Annotated in this window: 12 protein-coding genes; 6 read left to right on the top strand and 6 right to left on the bottom strand. The window is 64.1% G+C overall.

Annotated elements, in window-relative coordinates; genetic code table 11:
- Nucleotides 1-153: 153 nt before the first annotated feature.
- From OUZ45_RS14775 to glk, 5 genes are all read right to left on the bottom strand, one after another.
- Nucleotides 154-1,896, bottom strand: coding sequence for an alkaline phosphatase family protein (locus OUZ45_RS14775; protein WP_266170890.1), 1,743 nt, complete (start codon nt 1,894-1,896; stop codon nt 154-156).
- 587 nt (nt 1,897-2,483) lie between these two features.
- On the bottom strand, nt 2,484-3,557 hold the full coding sequence (locus OUZ45_RS14770) for an acyltransferase family protein (protein WP_266170889.1): 1,074 nt from the start codon (nt 3,555-3,557) through the stop codon (nt 2,484-2,486).
- Entirely contained in the window at nt 3,554-5,884 is a 2,331-nt protein-coding gene (locus OUZ45_RS14765; protein ID WP_266170888.1) for a family 20 glycosylhydrolase, read from the bottom strand. The genes OUZ45_RS14770 and OUZ45_RS14765 overlap by 4 nt, the downstream gene beginning before the upstream one ends.
- A gap of 214 nt (nt 5,885-6,098) precedes the next feature.
- Nucleotides 6,099-8,870: a TonB-dependent receptor gene (locus tag OUZ45_RS14760; protein ID WP_266170887.1), complete on the bottom strand. Its 2,772-nt coding sequence runs from the start codon at nt 8,868-8,870 to the stop codon at nt 6,099-6,101.
- A 95-nt stretch (nt 8,871-8,965) separates the two neighbouring features.
- A complete protein-coding gene (gene glk / locus OUZ45_RS14755) occupies nt 8,966-10,057 on the bottom strand; it encodes a glucokinase (protein ID WP_266170886.1) in 1,092 nt (363 codons plus the stop codon).
- 411 nt (nt 10,058-10,468) lie between these two features.
- Between glk and OUZ45_RS14750 the strand changes: the two genes are divergently transcribed.
- The 5 genes from OUZ45_RS14750 (at nt 10,469) to OUZ45_RS14730 (ending at nt 17,529) form a co-directional block, all read left to right on the top strand.
- Nucleotides 10,469-11,755: a sugar MFS transporter gene (locus OUZ45_RS14750; RefSeq protein ID WP_266170885.1), complete on the top strand. Its 1,287-nt coding sequence runs from the start codon at nt 10,469-10,471 to the stop codon at nt 11,753-11,755.
- Nucleotides 11,756-11,876: 121 nt separating this feature from the next.
- Nucleotides 11,877-12,944 carry a LacI family DNA-binding transcriptional regulator gene (locus OUZ45_RS14745; protein ID WP_266170884.1) on the top strand — a complete coding sequence of 356 codons (1,068 nt, stop codon included), beginning with the start codon at nt 11,877-11,879 and terminating at the stop codon, nt 12,942-12,944.
- Nucleotides 12,945-12,987: 43 nt separating this feature from the next.
- Nucleotides 12,988-14,022: an SIS domain-containing protein gene (locus OUZ45_RS14740; RefSeq protein ID WP_266170883.1), complete on the top strand. Its 1,035-nt coding sequence runs from the start codon at nt 12,988-12,990 to the stop codon at nt 14,020-14,022.
- Entirely contained in the window at nt 14,022-15,185 is a 1,164-nt protein-coding gene (gene nagA, locus OUZ45_RS14735; RefSeq protein ID WP_266170882.1) for an N-acetylglucosamine-6-phosphate deacetylase, read from the top strand. The genes OUZ45_RS14740 and nagA overlap by 1 nt, the downstream gene beginning before the upstream one ends.
- Before the next feature lie 313 nt (nt 15,186-15,498).
- Nucleotides 15,499-17,529 (top strand): alkaline phosphatase family protein, encoded by a 2,031-nt coding sequence (locus tag OUZ45_RS14730; RefSeq protein WP_266170881.1) that lies wholly within the window; start codon nt 15,499-15,501, stop codon nt 17,527-17,529.
- Nucleotides 17,530-17,741: 212 nt separating this feature from the next.
- Here the strand turns inward: OUZ45_RS14730 and OUZ45_RS14725 are convergent, their stop codons facing one another.
- Entirely contained in the window at nt 17,742-19,460 is a 1,719-nt protein-coding gene (locus tag OUZ45_RS14725; RefSeq protein ID WP_266170880.1) for an LTA synthase family protein, read from the bottom strand.
- Between the two features lie 311 nt (nt 19,461-19,771).
- Between OUZ45_RS14725 and OUZ45_RS14720 the strand changes: the two genes are divergently transcribed.
- Nucleotides 19,772-21,757 (top strand): bifunctional 2',3'-cyclic-nucleotide 2'-phosphodiesterase/3'-nucleotidase, encoded by a 1,986-nt coding sequence (locus OUZ45_RS14720; RefSeq protein WP_266170879.1) that lies wholly within the window; start codon nt 19,772-19,774, stop codon nt 21,755-21,757.
- Nucleotides 21,758-21,785: the final 28 nt, after the last annotated feature.

Genomic DNA, 21,785 nt, shown 5'->3' with positions numbered 1-21,785 from the left:
CAGAGATAAGGGACAGGCTCTAAGCAAACAGCCAGCTATCGTGGCGCCATCACATGTCGCTTCGTTGACACTGAGGTTGCGTGTGGATGCAACGCTATCGTCATTACTTGCCAGGGCGGGCTGAGCTGGACATCGCAAGCCCAGCTCAAGCGGTTACTTACCCACCTGCTTCAACCATGCCTCGTAAGTCGGCCGATCCACCGGCACACCATCGGCGTTGCAACTGCCGAGCTTGCACAGTTCGGCGCGGATGAGCGGGCTGTGCTGCACGATGATGTGGAAGATGGCGTTCTGTTCGATTTCGCCATGGAAGGCCGCTGCGCCAGGACCGTTAGCGAAGATGGCGACATCCTCGCCGCCATGCGTTTCCGCCTTCATCGGCACGATGGATTCCTGCATATAGTCCGGATCGGTGGGGTCGACCTTGCTCAAGTCCGGACGGCCCTTGGTAACGGGCTTGAACTCACTGGGGTTGTGCGGATAGCGCTTGGAACCTTCCGGCTGGCGATTGCTGGCGCCGGTGTAGCCGGGACCGTTGGCGAAGCCCAGCGTGGTGTAAGGCTTGCCACCCGCGTCGTGGGCCACGCCTGTACCGCCTTCCTCGTCGTAGCTATCGGTGTGCCCTTTGACCAGGCCGAGGATGTCGTTGCCGCGCTTGGGATAGCCGGCGAAAGTCATCGTGTGCGAGTGATCGGCGGTCACCACAATCAGCGTGTTGGCCGGATCGGTATGCGCCAGCGCGGCGCTCACCGCATCGGCGAACGCAATGGTTTCGTCCAGCGCGCGAAAGGCGTTGCCGGCATGCAGCCCGTGATCGATACGGCCACCTTCCACCATCAGGAAGAAGCCGTTCGGATTCTGCTTGAGCACTTCGATCGCACTGGAAGTCATCTCGGCGAGACTGGGTTCGCCCGCCTTGTCCTTCGCGCGCTCGTGCTCGAAGTTCATGTGCGAGGGTTCGAACAGGCCAAGCAGGCGCGGGGTGCGAGAGAGGTCCAGCGCCTTCAGCTGCTGCTCGTTCCACACGTAAGCGCCATCGGGATGCTTGGCCTTCCATTCGCCGAGCAGGTCACGCCCGTCCAGGCGCTGGCCCACCTTGTTCGCATACTCCGGATCGGTTTTACCGGCTGGCATGAATTCCGTGCGGCCACCGCCCATCGCCACGGTGAGTCCGTTGATGCTGGGAAAGTCGATCAGCTGCGCGGCGAAATCCTTGCAGCCCTGCGCTTTCGCTTCCGGCGTCAACTCCGCATCCACTTCCCAATTGCGCTCGGGCAGATGGCCATAAGTTGCCGCTGGCGTCGCGTGGGTAATGCGCGTGGTGGTGATCGCACCCGTGCTCATGCCGGCGGTGGCGGCCAACTCCAAGGTAGTGACCAGCTCCTGCCCCTTGCTGGCGGCACAGTCCTGGCGGCGCGGCACCTGCGAGACACCGATGAAACCCGCGCGCGTCTTCACGCCGCTCATGATCGCGGTCATGGTCCCCGCCGAATCCGCCGTCTGCTGATCGGTTTCATACGTGCGGCTAAGCGCACTGAATGGAAACTGCTCGAAACTCAGCCGATAGCTCTCGCCATCCAATCCCTTGCGCTGCCCCGCCAACACATGAGCCGCCGCAATCGTCGGAATACTCATGCCGTCGCCAAGAAACACAATGACATTCTTCGCCTTCTGCCCTTGCGAATTCGCCTGCGCAGAAGCCAGTGCAGCCTGAGCGGCCCCACTGCGAAACCACCACTGCGCCGTCTCGCCATCTGGCCGTTTGATCGACGGCACGTCGATCGATGCGGTGCGCGTGGTCTGTGGCAGCGTCACTGACTGACTCGCGCAAGCACTCAACAACGCAGCCATGGCTAGCATCAACCCGCGACGCGCGAGCGGTAGTGTGTGCTTCATCAACAGACCCCTTTCGTCAGCTTCATGTCAGTGAGCAGCCGATGATAGCCGAGGCAAATGTCAGGTCGAGTTTTCGCGCCATAGGCAGATAGCAACGCCATCTCAAGCACCCACCCCTCACCCCAACCCTCTCCCCCCTGCACAAATCGGTGAACGGGGGAGAGGGAGCAAAGCAAGGCGATGCGCAAGCGAGCCGTACACGGGTCCCCTGTGCAGCGGTGAGGGCTGGACGATCAGGCCCCGAAGGGGGCATCGACAGGACGTCGATGCCTTTTCGACACGACAGGGACGTCGTGTCGAAAAGCCCGGCCAGACCTCACGGACTCGAAGGGCGAAGCCCGTAGAGCGCGAAACCGGGGTGCCCTTCTCTTTGGTTACTTTCTCTTGGGCAAGCAAGAGAAAGTGACTCGGACCGCGGCAGCGGTTCGAAAGCCCGCCGCAGGCGAGCCAGGTCGCGATAAGGCGAATATCGAAGCGTAGAGGCACTGGATTCCGGCTTTCGCCGGAATGACGAAGTAGGGAACGTAGTCTCGAGCACCCGCCCCTCACCTCAACCCTCTCCCCGGAGGGGAGAGGGAGTTACTCCATCAGAGCTTGATGTACAGGCGCTTGCGATCCATCGCCCACACAATCACCCACCACACTGCAACAAACGCGATAGCAAACGCGAGCGAAGCCACATAAGGCCCCGCCATCGGCGTGATCCACCCAGCGAACGCACCGCGATAAAGCGGCTCCTGGATACGCAGCCCAGGCAACAGAATCTGCATCAACTCCGAGCCGGCATACGCCGCCACCGCATTCACGCCAAACCGCCGCCCCCATGCAGGCCAACCGCGTTTGTCCACCAGCACATGAAACAACGCCAGCGCGAGCATCGCCCACCCACCCGTCCACAACACAAACGAGGACGTCCAAAGATTCTTGTTGAACGGAAACACCAACGACCAGACAGCACCGAGCGCCAGTGCGACAACAGCGCCCAGCAAGAGCACCTTGAGCCGCTCCTGTCGTAACCAATACCCGGCCCGCAGGCCGAGCAAGCAGGTCGCGATGGAAGGAAGAACACCCAGCAATCCCTCCGGATCATGCCCGCGCCCACTCACCGCATCGATCTGATAAACGAAGGGCCCGAACACCGCGCTATCCACGCGACTGACCAGATTGGTCCACGGTTCCAGCGAACCGCCCAACGTCAGCAATCCCCAATAGCCGAGCAGGATCGCCGCCAGGGATGCCCACTGCGTGCGCGGACTGGCATAGATCTCGAACGCCGCAACCGCGGCGAAGCAAACGCCGATCCGCTGCAGCACACCCGGAAAGCGCAGATGCGCGCCTGGCATGATCAGCCAGGCCAGCACGTTGATCAGCACGCCAAGTGCCACGATGCGCAACGCGCGCCCCCCTGCGGCACGCATCAGCACGCCGCGGTCGGCTCCCTGCTCCAGGCGCGGCCCGATGGCCAGCGCCACCGACACGCCCACCACGAACAGGAAAAATGGAAACACCAGGTCGGTCGGCGTGCAGCCGTTCCACGCTGAATGTTCGAGCGGTGCGAAGACGTGATCCCAGTCGCCCGGATCGTTCACCAGCAACATCGCCGCCACGGTACAGCCGCGCAGCGCATCGACGGAGCCTAGACGCGCAGCACGCGAGGTCACGGCGCCCGTTCCTCCGGCACCAGTGAAACCTGTCCTATCGCGTACAACGGACCATGAGCCGGTGCTGTGAAGACCAGGCAGAGGTCGTGCGCGCCTTGCGCTTTTGCCAAGGGGCCGCTGAGAGTGAAGCTGCTCGTGCCGCCCGCCGGCAACGGCAAGTCGGCGAGCTTCGGGCCATCACAGCGATCCCGGTACACCACCAGTTCGCCATGCGCCGTGCGGGCCTTGCGCGAGACCACCAGCTTCGCATCATCGGCCAGCGCGTAATTGTTCGCCAGGCGGGCCACGTCCACGCGAATGGAGGCGATGTCGTCCAACGGTGCCGCGCGGAACATGCGGCAGCTGTCGAACACGTTGAGGTTGTAGGCGGGCGCGAGCGATGTCGCGTCCGGCATCGGCTGCACACGCAAGGTGAAATCGCTGCCGGGGCAATTCGGCAGTTCACCGCTGTTGCGGCTGAGCAGGTGTGCGCGGTCGAGCACGCGTTCGCGTGGCGCGGACATCGGGAGTGGGCCGCCGTGAGCGTAGAAATTGGCCGCTTTTATCGTGACCGGCAGCTTGATATCGAAGGGCTGGCTGTAGTGCGGCGAGTTCAACCCAGGGGCACTGCCGTCGAGCGTGTAATGGATGCTGCCGACGCGCGCCTGGCTAGCCATGGTGACGTGCGCGGTGCCGTTGGCGAGCGCTGCGTTGCGATCCAGTTCGATGGCCGGAGCGAAGGCGCTGTCTGCATAGTGCACGTCTTGCAAGCGGTACCTGGCCAGCTGTGCCGGCAGGCGCGTGAGAAAACCATCCCAGTTACGCATCGCCACCGGCGACCATGCTGCCTCGGCCAGGGCATCCAGGCGCGGCATCAGTGCGTGCTGCACATGTACGAACGTGGGCAGGTGTTCGGTCCACACGTTGGCCTGCAGGCCAAGCACGTGCTTCGCCTGGCTCGGGTCCAGCTCCGCCGGTACGGCTTCGAAGCCGTACACGCTGGCCAGGGTGATCGGCGGCAGGCGGCCGGTGAGGTCATCGTCGCGGTCGCTCTGCACGTGGTCGAAATAAAGCTCCGGCGATGGCGACAACACTACGTCATGGCCTTGTTTTGCGGCCTCGATGGCGCCCTTGGTACCGCGCCAGGACATCACCGTCGCACTTGCCGGCAGCCCGCCTTCGAGGATCTCGTCCCAGCCGACCAGGCGTCGATCGTGCTCCGCGAGATATTGCCCGAGCTGATTGATGAACCAGCTTTGCAAAGCGTTCTCGTCCTTGACGCCCAGCGCGCGCATGCGCGCCTGGATCGCCGGGGAGGCCTTCCACTGGTCCTTGATCGCCTCGTCGCCGCCGAGATGGATATAGCGCGAGGGAAACAGCGCCATCACTTCGTCCAGCACGTTCTCGACAAAGCGCAGGGTCGGCTCGTTGGCGTTGTAGAGATACGGATTGACGCCCCAATCGGTGGACACCGTCGGCCGCTTACCGGTGACGCCGAGCTGTGGATAGGCCGCTATCGCCGCCTGCGCATGGCCTGGCAGGTCGATCTCCGGTACCACGGTGATTTGCCGTTCGGCGGCGTAGGCAACGATGTGGCGGATCTCATCCTGCGTATAGAAGCCGCCGTAGCGCTTGGGCTCACCCTCTTTGCCCGCACCCGGCGGCGTGCGCCACGCACCGATGCGGGTCAGTTCGGGATAGCGTTTGATCTCGATGCGCCAGCCCTGGTCGTCGGTGAGGTGCCAGTGGAAGGTGTTGAGCTTGTGCTGGGCCATCTGGTCGAGCAATCGCTCGATCTCGGCCGGCGGCGTGAAGTGCCTTGCAACGTCGAGCATGACGCCGCGCCAAACGAAGCGCGGTTCATCCTCGATGTGCAACGCGGGCAGGCGCATTTCGCCTCGTTCGTCGTCCGGCGTGAGCAGCTGCCACAGGGTCATTGCGCCGTAGAACAGGCCAGCTTCCGTGCGCGCGGTAACGCTGACGCCCTGTGGCGTTACGTCCAGCACATAGCCCTCCGGGTTGGCCACGGTTGCGTGAGGGTCTCGTCGCAGCTCAATCGCTGTGCCGCGGGGCGTGCCGCTGCGCACGGAAAGCGCCAGACCGCGCGTACGCTGCAGCAAGCCTGCAAAATAATTGGCGGTGCGCAAGGTCGCCGCATCCTCGTCCGGAACCGCGACCACCGCCCCGGACTGCACCAGGAAACTGCCGCTCCCTGCCACCATCTGTACGGGCCTGGGAATCAGCGCCACCGTGGGCGGAATCACATCCGTGGCATGACCCAGCGATGCGAAGCCAGACAAAACCAGGCAGAACGGGGCCAGGCGGAACAGTAGGCGCAACTTGCTCATGGCATGTCTCGGCGATAACGGGTGGGAGCGAACGTGCCGGGGTCGAACCCGGCCCATTCTCCCGGGCAAAAAACAGACCTGGCAATGGGGGGCCAGGTCTGTGGGGAGTGAAGCCGGTGGCTTCAAAAGGTGATGCGTGCCATGCAAGGCGACAAGCGCCTGTTGACTGACCCGGACAAGGTCAGCCAACAGGCGGCTCGCGCGGTGGCTGCGCTCAATACTTGAAACGCAGGTTGAGGTAGTACTGACGACCGTTCACATAGAAGTCGGATGGCTGCCTGCCGTAACCCGGATTGATCGTGTAGTACTTCAACTTCGGGTTGTTGAGGTTCATCGCGTCGAACGACAGCGCCATCCACTGGTTGATGTTGTAGCCCAGCGACAGTGCGAGATTGCCGATGCCCGCCTGATAGAAGGTATCGGAACGGCTCACACCGTCGAAGAACGAGGAACGGTAGGTGTAGCTCAAGCGCGCATTGAACTGCTGGTTCTCGAAGTAGCCCGACACGTTGTAGGTGTGCTTCGAGGTGCCCTGCAGAGGCTTGTTGCCGTCGGCGTGGCCGCTGGCATAGGTGTAGTTCGCCTGCACGCCGAAGTTGTCGCCGATCGGCTGGATGTAGTTCAGCTCCACGCCCTTGACGTTGCCGTTGGTATTGGTCGGGACGCTGACCATGTAGTTGGAGAAGACGTCGTGACCCTGCTGGCTACTGGCCTGCTGGTCCTTGAACAGGATGTTCTTGTTGCCGAAGGTCACATAGTCGCTCAGCTGCATGTTGTATACGCCAGCCGACACCAGGCCGCGCGGTGCGAAGTACCACTCCAGGCCGGCATCGAAGTTGGTCGCGATCAGCGGCTTCAGCTGCGGGTTGCCGCCGGTGCCGGTGTGGGTCAGGTCATCCAGCGAGAACGAGCCGGCCAGCGCGGAGTAGTCCGGACGCGTCATCGTCTGCGAGGCGGCGAAACGAGCCAGCAGATCGTCGGTCAGGTTGAACTTGAAGTTGAGGCTGGGCAGGAACCGGCCATAGCTGTGCTTGTACGTGTTCTTGTAGTAGTCACCGAACGCCGAGCCCGTGATCGGACCCGATGTCGTGTACTGCGACACCGTCGGGGTGTTGTAGGTGATGTCTTCCTTGGTATCGACATAGCGGACACCGAAGTTGCCGCTCCAGCGATCACCGCTGAAGTTGGCCTGCAGATACAGCGCCGTGTCCTTCTCGTTGACCTTGTAGAGATCCTGCCAGTAGAAACGCGTCACCGGATTGCGGTTGGCGTACTTGGCATCGAATGCGGCCAGCGCACCCTGGCTGTAGTACCACACCGGACCCGGAGCGTTGACGCCAAGATCGCCGTTGAAGCCGCTGGGATAGTGCTGGAACGACTGCGGATAGTTGGCCGGGTTCTGCCAGTCGCCGGTCGGGCCTTGGGCGATTTCGCTCTTGTTCTCGCGCGTGTGGTCGGAATAACGCACGCCGAAATCCAGCGACGACAGGAAGAACTTGGAGTCGTCGAAGGCCAGCTCGCCGTCGGCCTGGTAGAAGTTCTCCTTGTCCTTCACGTGGATGTCCTGGCCACCGAAGATCCAGCCCGCGGAAGGAATGATGCCGGACGGGGAGCTGTTGTCGCCGCCCATGCCCCAGTTGATCGGCTGGCCGGTGCCGCGCATGGCCCAGTTGGCGCCGGCACCAGCGCCGAAGCCGAGTTCGCTCACGTCCTGGGTCGGGCTGTCGCCCTTGCCCTTGGTGGTACCGGCCTGGCCGGTGAAGGTCAGGTGGTCAGTGGCGCGCCATTCGCCGTCCAGGGTGGTGTAGGCGGATGACGAAGAGGCGCGCGGACGTGAAATCTGGTCATACACGCCATAGGCCGTGGCGCTGCACAGGGTCGTGCCGCACATATCGGTCGCCGAAGGCGGCGCGAACGTTGCGTTCTTCAGCACGTTGTTCTGCACCGTGTAGCCCGGCTGCAAGCCCGCGCCGCTCGGCACGAACTGGCTCGCCCACATCATGTAGTTGCGGTTGTAGTTGTCGGCCTTGAGCTTGGAATAGAAGCTGCTGAGGTTCAGGGTCACGTTGTCGAGCGGCTTCCACTCGAGATCGATGGTGCCGCCCTTGCGCTCGCGCGTCTGGGTGAACAGCGTCTGGCCGGTTTCGTTCGGGTAGTACACCCCGGCGAGATCCGGGTGGGCGACGGCGATCGGATCCTTGGCGCCGATCTGGTTGTAGCCACCGACAATCTCCTGACCGTTGCGCTGCAGGCTACGCTTCTCGTAGAAGGCCTGCGCCATCGCGCCGAAGGTGTTGTCGTTGTTCTTCCAGTTGAACAGGCCGCTGAACTGCGGCTTGGTGTTGCCCGGCAGGTCGGCGTACACGCCGCCGATCGAGGCTTCCGCGGTGATCGGCTTGGCGAACTCCAGCGGCTTGCGCGTGATGATGTCGACCGTGCCCGCGCTGCCGCCCTCCTGCAGCTTGGCTTCGGACGATTTGTGCACGACCACTTCGCTGACGATTTCCGACGGCAGCAGGCTGTAGCTCACGCTGCGGCCCACGGTCTGCACCTGGCTCAGCACGAACCAGTCGCCGGTGCCGACGGTGTGACCATTGACCAATGTCTGCGTCATGCTGGGATTGGTGCCGCGCAGGCTCACGCGATCGCTTTCGTCAAAGCCGCCTTCAGTGGCGCTGGACGAGCTGATGTTGACGCCGGGCAGGCGCTGCAGCGTGTCGGCCACGTTCTTGGCCGGCAGCTTGCCGATGTCTTCGGCGGTGATCACCTCGACATGCGAGTTGGCTTCTTTCTTCAGGTTCAGCGACTCGGCTTCACTGTCGCGGATACCGACGACGGTCACCTGACCGAGTTCCTTGGCCTTGGCCCGATCGGCCTTGGTCTGGGACGCATTGGTCGTGGTACCGGCGTCTTGTGCGTACACGGAACCGGCCAGACAGAGGCTGGCGATGATGCTTGCGGCTAGTAGCGTCTTGCGGTGTGACATGGTGGTCCTCCCCTCAAAGGCGAATCACTGGCGGATAGCGTGGCGACATCCGCTGATTGGTGGCTGGGCTTGCGCCCGGTTGGTTGCAACATGGGCTACGAAATCTTTGGTACATCGCTCCCCGGCGATTTGGACGTCCAGCTGTCCAGACGCATGCCGTCGAGATACATGCCGGCCGCGCCGATCACACCGAGCTGGCCGTGCTCCATCAGTCGAACGGGTACTTGCTGCAAGAAGGCGCGCATCACCCCCTTGTTGAAGAAACGTTGGGAAAAACGGCTGGCGAGCAGCACTTCGCGGATCTGCGGCAGGATGCCGCCTGCGAGGAATACGCCCCCACGAGCGCCGTACAGCAGCGTCAGGTCGCCGACGAAACTGCCGAGCAAGCCGCAAAACACATCGAGCGCTTCAACGGCCGCTTCGTTACTGTGGTCCAGCGCAGCACACGTCACTTCGCTCGGCTTGGTCAGCGTCGTGGGGATGTCGCGCAACGTGCAGAGCGCGCGATACAGGTTGAGCAGGCCTGGGCCCGACAACGCATGTTCGAACGAGACATAGGTGCGGTCTTTCGACAGCAGGCGCAGGATCTCGATCTCGCGTTCATTGCCCGGCGACAGCGCGATCTGCCCAGCCTCGGTGGCCAACACGGTGGCGTGGGGATGGCCCGGCAGCAGCACGGCCGAACCCAGACCCGTGCCTGGCCCCATCACCAGCACGGGGCCGGGACTGAGCGGCAACTCGGCCTCGATCACCGGCGTGGTGTCGGCCTGCGCCAGGAACTGGGTGGCATAGGCCACCGCTTCGAAGTCGTTGATGACGGCCAGCCGTTCGATGCCGAGGCTGTCGCGGATGTCGCGGATCGACACCGGCCAGGGCAGGTTGTCGTTGACGATGGCGTCGCCCAGCACGTAGCCGGCACTGGCCACGGCGCACTGATCCACGTGCACGGTACTGCCGAGATGGCTGACGAAATCCTTGAGAACGGCGGTCAGGCTGGGCCATTCCGCGCAGGCGTAGCGGTGGTACTGCAGCACCGTGACGGGATGCATGCCGTCCGGATGCTGGCTCACCAGTCCGATGCGCGCATGCGTGCCGCCGACATCGGCCGCCAGGAAAGGCATGCCTTGCGAGGCGCTCTTCAGCACGCTGCCGTGGTTGGCCAGTTTCGCCACAACCCCTCCCCTCATTTGTGGACGCCGTCATGCGGACGTCACGCTGTTGTCAAACAGCCCCATTTCGCCGGAGTCTGGATAACGAATGACAACGTTGTCAACCGGTCAAGTTCCTAGTCGCTGCTCGCCCGCTTTCGCAGCGCAGCAATCCGCTTTGGGAGGGCAAGAACCTGCGCTTGTGAACAACGTGTCAAAGCCCGACCCGCGGCCGGTTTGCATGCTTTTTGCCAAGCGGATGGCGGGTTTGCCGCACTGCGCCACAGCTGCGGAAAGGGGGTGTCTCAAGTCATCCCCAGGGAGCGAGACAGGAATGTCCTTCGCGTCAGGGCAATTGACAACGTTGCTAGTTAGCGCGGATAAATCGAACCGGGGGCGACGCGGCCAACCGGCCGGCCGTCGGCATCAGAACACTCGGGGAGTTACTTCATGTCGTCCACAACGCTTGCCGCCGGCGAGTCCCGCACATCCAGCGTGCTGCCGATGATGATCATCGGCGTGCTGTTTTTCATTTTCGGTTTCGTCACCTGGCTCAACGGGCCGCTGATCACCTTCGTCAAGCTGGCTTTCAACCTGGACGACGTGAACGCCTTCCTGGTGCCGATGGCGTTCTACCTGTCGTACTTCTTCCTGGCGCTGCCCTCTTCGTGGGTGCTACGCCGCACCGGCATGAAGAAGGGCATGGGGCTTGGCCTGTTCGTGATGGCGATTGGCGCGGTGATGTTCGGCCAGTTCGTGACCATGCGGGTGTATCCGGGCGCACTCACCGGGCTGTTCGTGATCGGCGCCGGCCTGTCGCTGTTGCAGACGGCCTCCAACCCGTACATCAGCATCCTCGGCCCGATCGACAGCGCGGCGCAGCGCATTGCCTTCATGGGCATCTGCAACAAGGTGGCCGGTGCGTTGGCGCCGCTGGTGTTCGGCTGGCTGGTGTTGAACGGCATCGACACGTTCGACCAGCAGGTGAAGGCGGCGCCGACCAATGAAGCGCGCGAGGCGCTGCTGGATACCTTCGCCGCCAAAGTGCACATGCCGTACATGGTGATGGCCGGCCTGCTGGTGCTGTTGGCGGTGTGGGTGGTGCGCTCAGCGCTGCCGGAAGTGAAGCCGTCCGGCGCGAATGCCGAGGCCGAGATCGGTCATGCCGAGGGCAGCATCTTCAGCTTCCCGCACCTGTGGCTGGGCGTGGTGTGCCTGTTTGTCTATGTCGGCGTCGAGGTGATGGCGGGCGACGCGATCGGAACCTACGGCCGCGGCTTCGACCTGCCGCTGGACGCGACCAAGCACTTCACCTCTTACACCCTGGTCGCCATGCTCGCCGGTTATGTGGCTGGCCTGGTGCTGATCCCGAAGGTGATTTCACAGCAGGCCTACCTGGCGGTGTCGGCGCTGCTTGGCGTGCTGTTCACACTCGGCGCCTATCTCACCCACGGCTATGCCTCGGTGGCTTTCGTGGCCGCGCTCGGTTTTGCCAACGCGATGATGTGGCCGGCGATTTTCCCGCTGGCGATCAAGGGCCTGGGCCGGCATACCGAGGCCGGCTCGGCCTTGCTGATCATGGGTATCGCCGGTGGCGCGCTGATTCCGCAGGCGTTCGTGCATCTCAAGCAGTACTTCGACTTCCAGCTGGTTTTCATGCTGCTGATGGTGCCCTGCTACCTGTACATCCTTTACTACGGGATGCGCGGTCATCGGGTCGGCCAGCACGCCCACTGAACCCGCTCATTGCGCTTGGCGGGGCCTGACCGTCATGGCCCCGCAACTCATCCCCCTCACGCCATCCTCATCACAATCCGCTGGGCTACGATGCCCTACCGTTTTTCCGGAGTTTCCCGCGTTGCGCAACCCCACCATCAAGGACGTCGCCAAGTGGTCTGGCGTCTCGCTGAAAACGGTCTCCCGCGTGATCAACCGGGAAGCGTCGGTACGCACGGACACGCGCGAAAAGGTGGAGCGAGCGATCGAGGCGCTGGGCTATCAACCCAACCCTTCCGCCCGTGGCCTGCGCAGCACGCATGCGTATGCCATCGGCCTGGTCTACGACAACCCGAACGCGCACTACGTCATCAGCATGCAGGACGGCGTGCTCTCGGCCTGCCGCGAACGCGGCTTCGGTCTGCAAATTCATCCTTGCGACTCCACCTCGCCCGGCCTGGCTGACGAGCTATGCGCGCTGGTGGAACGCAACCGGCTGGCCGGCCTGGTGCTGGCGCCACCGATGTCGGAGCAGACCGATCTGGTCGCCACGCTGATGGAGCAAGGGATCAGCTTCGTGCGCATCATTTCGTCGCGCGAAGATCCGCACGACGGCTCGCCCTGCGTCTATGTCGATGACCGCAGCGCGGCCTATGCGATCACCGAACACCTGATCCAGCTCGGCCACACCCGCATCGGTTTCCTGTGGGGCGAACCGCACCACCGCTCCAGTCCGGAGCGTTACCAGGGTTACGCCAACGCGCTGAAGGAGTACGGCCTTCCGCTCGACAAGAAGCTGGTCTTGCCGGGCCGCTATGCCTTCGACGACGGTTTCCGCGGCGCCCGCAAACTGCTCGCGCTGAAGGATCCGCCCACGGCGATCTTCGGCAGCAATGACGAAATCGCGGCCGGTGTGTTGGCGGCGGCGCGTTCCAGCGGGCTGGATGTGCCGTGGGATCTATCCATCGCCGGTTTCGAGGACAGCCCGTTCTCCAAGCAGGCGTGGCCGGCGCTCACCACGGCGCGTCAGTCCACCAGTGAGATCGGCCGCCATGCCGCGCTGCATTTGATGGCCGACCTGCAACGCGAAGGCAGTGAGCCGACCGGCGCGCCGCCCAATGAATGCTTCATCCCCGAGCTGGTGGTTCGCGGCTCCACCGCGCCACCGCGAAACAACACGCCTCGCAATAGCCCGCCGCGCAAGACCTGACGGCGGGAAGCAAGCGCAGCTATCAAGATCGAGATTGCCATCCATGAAGCAAGCCAGTGACACCCTGATGTTCCGCGAAGCCCACGAGGCCGCTGACGTTGTCGAGCGCCAGCTCCGCGACAACGCCGCCGTGCTGAAAACGCTGGGCGAACGGCTGCGCGCGAATCCTCCGCGTTTCATCGTCACTTGCGCGCGCGGCAGCTCCGATCACGCCGCGGCGTATGCCAAGTACGTGTTCGAAACCCGGCTGAGCCTGATCACCGCGTCCGCATCGCCGTCGATCGCCTCGATCTACGATGCCAACGTCAAACTCGACGGCGCGCTGTTCATCGCCATCTCCCAATCCGGCAAGAGCCCCGACCTGCTGCGCAGCGCGCAGGCCGCGAAAGATGCGGGCGCCTTGGTGCTGGCGATGGTCAACGTGGAGGACTCGCCGCTCGCCGCGCTGGCCGACACCGTGATCCCGCTGAAGGCCGGCCCCGAAGTGAGCGTGGCCGCCACCAAGAGCTACCTCGCCACGCTTGCGGCGATCCTGCAGCTCACCGCGCACTGGAGCAACGACGACTCTCTGCACGCCATCATCCAGCGCCTGCCCGACGATCTGCGCCGCGGCTGGACCAGCGACTGGAGCGCGCTGAGCCAGGGCCTGCGCAATACCCAGAACCTGTTCGTGGTGGGCCGCGGCTTCGGTTTTGGCGCGGCTCTGGAAGCCGCGCTCAAGCTCAAGGAAACCTGCGGCTTGCACGCCGAGGCGTTCAGCGCCGCCGAAGTGAAGCACGGCCCGATGGCGCTGGTCGGCGAAGGTTTCCCGGTGCTGTTCTTCGCGCAGGACGACGGCACGCTGGATAACACGCTCGCCGTCGCCAACGAATTCCGCGCACGTGGTGCCCGTGTATTCGTGGCGGCGCCTGGCGTCGACCAGCCGGACGTCCTGCCGCTGCCGGCAGGCATCGACTCCATCGTCACGCCGCTGCTCACCGTGCAAAGTTTCTACCGTGCCGCCAGTGCGCTCGCGCTCGCGCGCGGCTACGATCCCGATGTACCGCCGCATCTACGCAAGGTCACGGAGACCATGTGATGAACGTCGAACAGCCCCTACTGGCCCTGGTCAACGGCCGTGTCCTAACCGATCACGGTTTGCAAGACGACGTCGTCGTGCTGGTTCGTGACGACCGCATCGAGGCGCTGGTGCTGCCCGGCGACAAGCGCGTCGCCACTGCAGAACAACACGACCTGCAGGGCAAGCTGTTGCTGCCCGGCTTCATCGATGTGCAGGTCAACGGCGGCGGCGGCTTGCTCTTCAACGACAACCCTAGCGTGGAAACCTTGCGCGGCATCGCCGCCGCGCACCGCAAGTTCGGCACCACCGGCTTCCTGCCCACGCTGATTACCGACACCGCCGAGGTGATGCGCGCCGCGCTCGCCGCGGTGGACGCCGCCATCGACGAAGGTGTCCCGGGTGTGCTCGGCATCCACGTCGAAGGCCCCTTCCTGGCACCTGCGCGCAAGGGCATCCACGACGTCAACCTGTTCCGCGCACCCGACGCCAGCGACATCGCTGCGCTCACCGCCAAACATCGCGGCGTGGTGATGATGACCCTCGCACCCGACCGGGTACCGCTCGAAACCATCAGCCAGCTCGCCGCAGCCGGCGTGATCGCCGCCGCCGGCCACACCGCCGCCGACTACGACACCACACGCGCCGCGCTCGACGCCGGCATACGCGGCTTCACCCATCTATTCAACGCAATGACCCCGCTGGGCAGCCGCGAACCCGGCGTGGTCGGTGCCGCCCTCGACGATCCGCACAGCTGGTGCGGCTTGATCGTCGACGGCCACCACGTCAACCCCATCACCCTGCGCGTGGCGATCGCCGCCAAGGCACGCGGCAAGAGCGTGCTCGTCACCGACGCCATGCCGCCCGTGGGCTCCGACAACCCCATGTACGTACTCAACGGCCAGACCATCGTCGCGCGCGACGGCGTCTGCCAGAGCGACGAAGGCGTGCTCGCCGGCTCGGCGCTGGACATGGCGACCGGCGTGCGTAACCTCGTCAATATGGTTGGCCTGCCGCTGGCCGAAGCTTCGCGGATGGCGAGCAACTACCCGGCCGCGTGGCTGGGGTTGGATCGTGTGCAGGGCCGCCTTGTGGCTGGACAGCGTGCGGACTTTGCCGTGCTTGATGATGGGCTGGTGGTGCGGCAGACGTGGGTGGGTGGGGTTGCTTACGATGTTGCGTGATGGCTGATAGCTGGGTTCACCGCAGTAAGTAGCAGCGTTATCGCAAGGGCTTACCCCTCCCCAACCCTCCCCTGCCCCACGGGACTAGCTTCGCGTCGCAAGCAAGGGAGGGGGCAGGTAGTCGCAAGCTTTTAGCTCCTCCCCTTGCTTGCGACGCGAAGCTAGCCCCGTGGACAGGGGGAGGCTGAGAGGGGGTGAACCCTTGCGCCAAGCCTCACGCTCGCGCATCTCCTAAGAAGCCCTCCGACACAAAACTGCAACAGGCCTCACCCAGCATGGTCGGCTTGCCCCGCACCATCTTGAAGGCCTGTGCATGTCCCTTTCTTTCCGCCGCTCGCTGCGCCAGCTCTCTCGCATCGCCCTGCTCGCCAGCCTGTCGATCCCCTCGGCCTTCGCCGCACCCTCGACGCATCGAGTGATCCTGTTCGTATGGGACGGCATGCGCCCGGATGCGGTGAGCGCGGAAGACACACCGAACCTGCTCGCGCTCGCCCAGCGTGGCACCTGGTTCGACGACAACCACTCGACCTACCCCACCTTCACCATGGCCAATGCGTCGAGCTTCGCCACTGGCGCGTTTCCGGGGCCGCTTGGTTTCTATGGCAATCGCTTTTGGGCGACGCGCCAGACCGGCTTGAAGACCACGCCTACCGCACGCAGCACGAGCGGAGAAGACGTGGATTTCCGCAGCCCGGTTTATGTCGAGGACGACCTCGTGCTGCGCGCACTCAACAAGGCCAGCGGCGACGATCTGCTTGAACTGCCGACCTTGTTCGCCGCCGCGCAGAAGGCGGGTTTGAAGACCGCGGCGATCGGCAAGTCGGGCGCGGCCTTCCTGCAGAACCATCGCCTGCCCAACCACGGCGACCCGGATCACGTCGGCCTGCTGCTGGATGAGAAGACCGCCCTGCCTTTAGCCTTCGCGCAGGAGCTGCAGCAGGCCGGCTATCCGCTGCCCAAGACCACGCTCAATACGTACGCCGATGGTGAGCTGGCGTTGCATGAAGACAACGGCGATCCCACCGAACGCGGCAAGGCAGCGAAGCTCAAGGACGGCGCCACCAGCGATGCCACGGTGGCCAGCGATACGCCGCCGACCGCTGCGAACGCGTGGATGATGAAGGCCTATCTCGAGGAAGTGCTGCCCAAGCATCGACCCGACCTCAGCGTGGTGTGGCTGCGCAACCCGGATACCACCCAGCACATGTACGGTGTCGGCTCGCCGGAATTCCATCTCGCGCTGCAGGCGCAGGACGCCTTGCTCGGCCAACTGGAAGCGAAGCTGCAGGCGCTGGGCATGGCGCAGGACACCGACATCATCGTGGTGTCCGACCACGGCCACAGCAATATCGCCGGCCCCAGCAGCCTGTTTCCGCTGCGCCAGATCAACGACGGTCGCGTCACCGGTGTCGACAAGGATTGGGGTTACTCGGTCTCCGGCGGCATCCGTATGGCGCACGAGCTGACGACCCGCGCCAACATTCCCGCCTTCGACGGTCTGGGCTGTGTTTATGCGCCCGTGATGACCGGCATCCGCGCCGACGGCTCCCAGCTGATGCCCACGCGTTACGACGATGACGGCCATCTCTGTGGCAAGCCCGGCCCGTACACCACGCCCAGTTATGTCTTACCCGACGAGCTGCCCAAGGGCGCGCTGGTGCTGGCGCCGAATGGCGGCACGGAATACTTCTATCAGCCCGAGCACAACGCGGACGTCGTGAAGCGCACCGTGCGTTTCCTGCAGTCGCGCGACTACGTGGCGGCGGTGTTCGTGGCCAAGCGCTACGGCCAGATCCCCGGCACGCTGCCGGCCGAGAACGTGCATCTGGAGAACGCCGCGCGCGGCCCGGACATCATCGTGAGCTATGCCTGGGATGCCGACGCGATGATCCAAGGCTTCCGCGGCACCGAGTACGCCACCGTATTCCCCGACCTGCCCAGCGAACGCGGCGAGCACGGCAGCTTCAGCCCGATCGATGTGCACAACACCTTGCTTGCAGCCGGCCCGAGTTTCCGCGGCGGCTTCCGCGACGCGCTGCCCAGCGGCAATGTGGATGTGGCACCGACCATCGCAGCGCTACTTGGCTTGAAGCTGCCGCAAGCGCAAGGACGCGTACTGCACGAGGCCCTGGGCGGCGCGCTGGGACAAGCGGCTGACAGCTATCGCCTGACACCGTCCGAACTGCGACCGCAGGAGGCTGCCACTGGCCTTGCCACGCAACGCATTGATGGCAGCACCGTGGCAGCGAGCAGCTTCAACTTTGTGGTGCAGCTCAAGCAGCTGGAGAGTGCGGATGGCAAGCGCTGGACGTATTTCGATCTGGCGAAGCCGGAAAGGAAGTAGCGCGTTCGGGGTGCGCTATCGCAAGGGCTTACCCCTCCCCAGCCCTCCCCTGTCCCACGGGACTAGCTTCGCGTCGCAAGCAAGGGGAGGAGCTAAAGCTCGCGACAACCTGCTCCCTCCCTTGCTTGCGACGCGAAGCTAGTCCCGTGGGACAGGGGGAGGTTGGGAGGGGGTGAACCCTTGCGACACCCTCCCCAACCCAGAGCGCCCACTCACTCCTCGTAAACGTGCAAATGGTTGAACGTCCACGCGTGATAGGACTTCACCAAGTCCTGGTCGATGCAGTCGCTATATAAGCCGTTGCAACGCGTGCGCAGCACGGTGGCGGCGGAGAAGTACGGGTCCATCGGCACGCCAGCCGCCTGCAGCACCATGTTGGGCAGGTGCGCGATGTCGAGCATCGGGTAGCTCGGCATGTGGCGGCCGGCCACGTTGCTCTTGATCATGTAGTAGGTCAGGTAGTGCTTGTACGGCTGCAGCGCGGTTGGCCAGGTGCGCGGCATATCGCGGATCAGGCCGCCGAAGGACGGCTGGTGATCGCCGAAGTGCACGATCACTGTCGGGTCCGGGCGATCCAGGAAATTCTTCTCCAGTCCGCTCATGGCCACGTCGGAGTTATGCAGGTTGGAGAGGTAAGTGTTGAGGTTCAGCGCCTGCTTTCCCGGCAAGCCCTTGAGCAGGCCGCGATTGAACGGCGCCGGCAGCGTGGACAGCGGATCCATGTCGTGCGGGCCGTGCTGCGCCAGCGTCAGGATCATCATGAAGACCGGCTGCCCTGGCTTCCTTACCTTGTCGTAGACGCGCTTGGCGGCGTCGAACATCTGCGTGTCGGTCTCGTCCCACTCGGTCAGCCCCAGTTCCTTGGCGTCATAGAACTGGTCGAAGCCGTAGGCTTTGTAGGCATTGCGACCGTTGAGGAAGGCGCCGTTGGTCGGATAGATCGCGACCGTGAGATAACCCAGCCGCTGCAGTTGCTGCGGCAGCGAATCGCGCACGTGCGGCGACAACACATAGGGTGCATACATGCCACCGGGGCCGAAGATGTCCTGCGGCATGCCCGTGAGCGCGGCGAACTCGCTGACCCAGGTACCACCGCCGAAGGTATGCACACGCAGCGGCCCGTGCGAGAGCGTGTGCTCGTCCGGCTTGAACAACCGCACGCGACATTCGGGGATGTTGCAGGCGGTGTAGTTGGACGGATCGAAGGTGCTTTCCTCCAGCACCTGCACAATGTCCGGATAGGGCGGCTGCACGGCGGCAGGCTCACCATGCGCGGTGGCGCTCCATTCCTGTTCCGCCATCGCGTCGCCGGTCATCGCCGGCAAGGTGACGTCGGAGTCGTGGAAGTTGATGAAGAAGTTGGTGAGCTGGGCGTCGTCAGAAAGCTTCTGCCACACATCCTTGGCGTGCACCTTGGCGAATGGCCCTGCCGGCTGCAGGCACACCCAGAACGCCAGCCCGCACAGCACCGCACCGCCGACGCGCACCGCGAAAGCCTTGCGCGGAGAGAGCCCGGTGAGGAGGCGGCGATCCCCGCGCCACACCAGCCACAAGCCCAGCGGCACCAGCACGATCACGCCCATGCTCAGCGCGAACAAGTGCGGGTAATGCCCCAGCGTTTCCAACAAGCTGGAGCGCATGTAATAAACGAAATCCGACGGCATCAGCGGCGAGTCGAGATAGCGCAGCTTGAGCACGGACAGGAAATTGAGCGCCAGGAACAAGCCGCCGCTGACCACCAAAGCGGTGGCGACGCGCGCGAAGGTGAAGAACAGCACGCCGAAGGTACACAGCATCAGCGCCAGCACGAACCCTTGCTGCTGCAGTACCGGTTCCTGCCCGGCGGTGGCCCGGATGCAGCCTGCGAAGAAGAGCGTTGCGCACAACCACGCCGCGCTGTTCCGCGTAAAGCGAAACGATTTTGCTTGCATGTTGCGCATGGCCCCCTGTCGGCCGATCTGTCATCGAGGCGCCATCTTACGGTCTTGCCATGGTCACAGACAGAACTGGAGGTAACGGCCAGATGGCCGTGGAAAAGGGTTCAGCCGGCGTTGCCAGCAGAGAGTCTGCCAGGACCTGACGACCTGCTCCCTCCCCCTGCAAGCAAGGGGAGGAGCAAAACCGCACCAGCTGAGAGTCGACGCTAATCAGGCCGCAAGCAGGGGGGGAGGAGCCAGAGCGTCGGCGAACCGCCATATCGATCTGCTAGCGTGAGCGGTCCGCTCGTTCGAAGGGAATCCCCATGACGCCTCGCCTGCTCTCTCTCGCTGCCCTCATCTCTGCCCTTCTGGCCGGCTGCGCCAGCCAGGCCTTCAAGCCTGGCCAGCTGCCCGAGGGCGCCCGCGCCGACGTGGCGATTCTGGAAACCACCGACATCCATGCCAATGTGCTGAGCTACGACTATTACAAGCTCAAGCCGGATAACTCGCTGGGTTACGAGCGCACCGCCACCCTGATCCGCCGCGCCCGCCAGGAATTCCCCAACAGCTTCCTGTTCGACAGCGGCGACACCATCCAGGGCAGCGTGCTGGCCGACTATCAGGCCCTGGCGAAGCCGGTGGGCTGCGACGAGGAGCTGGCGATCTACACCGCCATGGACGCCCTCGGCTATGACGGCGGTACTGCCGGCAACCATGAGTTCAACTACGGCTTGCCGTTCCTGTCGCAGGTCACCGGCACGCCGATGAACGTCGACGGCGGCCGCAGCGATCGCTGCGCCGGTCCGCACTTCCCGTTGGTGTTAGCCAATGTGTTCAGCGCGCGCGACGGCGCGCCGATCTTCAAGCCGTGGGCGGTGGTGGAAAAGCCTATCGACGCCTACACCCCGGACGGCAGCAAGCTGAGTGTGCCGCTCAAGATCGGCATCATCGGCTTCACCCCGCCGCCGATCATGGAGTGGGACAGGCGCAACCTGGCAGGCAAGGTCACGGTGACCGGCGTGGTGGAAGCCGCGAAGAAATACCTGCCCGAACTGCAGGCGCAGCACCCGGATCTGATCGTGGCTGTGCTGCACGGCGGCCTCAGCACTGACACCTACACCTCCGAGATGGAGAACGGCGGCTGGTACCTCGCCGCCATCCCTGGTGTCGATGTGCTGCTGCTCGGTCACTCGCATACGGAGTTCCCCGGCCCGCACTACAAGGGCATGAAGGACGTCGATGCCGAACGCGGTTTCGTGCGCGGCACACCCGCGGTGATGGGCGGCTTTTTCGGCAAGGATCTCGGCGTAATCAAGCTGGCACTCGCCCGCAAGAACGGCCAGTGGGTGATCGACAAGCAGCAGACGCATAGCGAAGTGCGCCCGATCTGTGCACAGAAGAACGATTGCGTGCCTGCCGATCCGGCCATCGCGCCGCTGGTGGCGAAGGCGCACCAGGCCGCGCTGATCCACGTGAATACGCCCATCGGCGAAAGCCGCGTGCACATGAGCAGCTACTTCGCCGACGAGGGCAACATGACAGCGCTCGCCGCGGTCAACGCCGCGCAGCGCGACTACGTCATCAGCGAATTGCCCAAGACGCACCCGGAGTTGGCGAACGTGCCAGTGCTATCCGCCGCCGCCGCCTTCCGCACCGGCTTCGGCGGCCCGGACGACTACACCGACGTCGCCGCCGGCCCGCTGAGCCTACGCAGCGCCGCCGACCTGTACTTCTATCCGAACACCCTGGCCGCCGTGAAGATCGATGGCGCCGGCCTCAAGACCTGGCTGGAGAAATCCGCCGAGCGCTTCAACCGCATCGACCCGGCACTGACCACCGAGCAAGCACTGATCAACGATCGCATGCCCGGCTTCAACTTCGACCAGATCCAGGGTGACATCGCCTACACCATCGACGTGTCCAAACCCGTCGGCGAGCGCGTCACCGCGTTGCGCTGGAAAGGCACGCCGGTGGACGCGAAGCAGGCTTTCATCGTGGTCACCAACAATTACCGCGCCAGCGGCGGCGGCAACTTCCCCGGCCTGGACGGCAGCAACATCGTGCTTAGCGCGCCGGACGGCACACGCGAGATTCTGGCCAAGTGGATCGAGCGCCATCGCATCATCGGCGCGAAAGACTTGCCGGCGACGTCATGGCACTTCGCCCCGTTGAAGGTGCATGGCCCGGTGGTGTTCAACGGCGCCGCAGGCAAGCAGGCCGTAGCGCATGGGGCTGGCGTGAAGAACGTGCACCAGGTGAAGGATCACGGCGACGGCACGGCGACTTACGCGATCGATCTATCGCACTGACTAGAAGTGAGTAGAGAGGAGTGAGAAG

The organism is Dyella subtropica, from assembly GCF_026283965.1.
GTDB classification, from domain to species: domain Bacteria; phylum Pseudomonadota; class Gammaproteobacteria; order Xanthomonadales; family Rhodanobacteraceae; genus Dyella_D; species Dyella_D subtropica.
The sequence above is the reverse complement of the archived record's forward strand: the minus strand, read 5'-3'. Positions and strand labels throughout refer to the sequence as shown.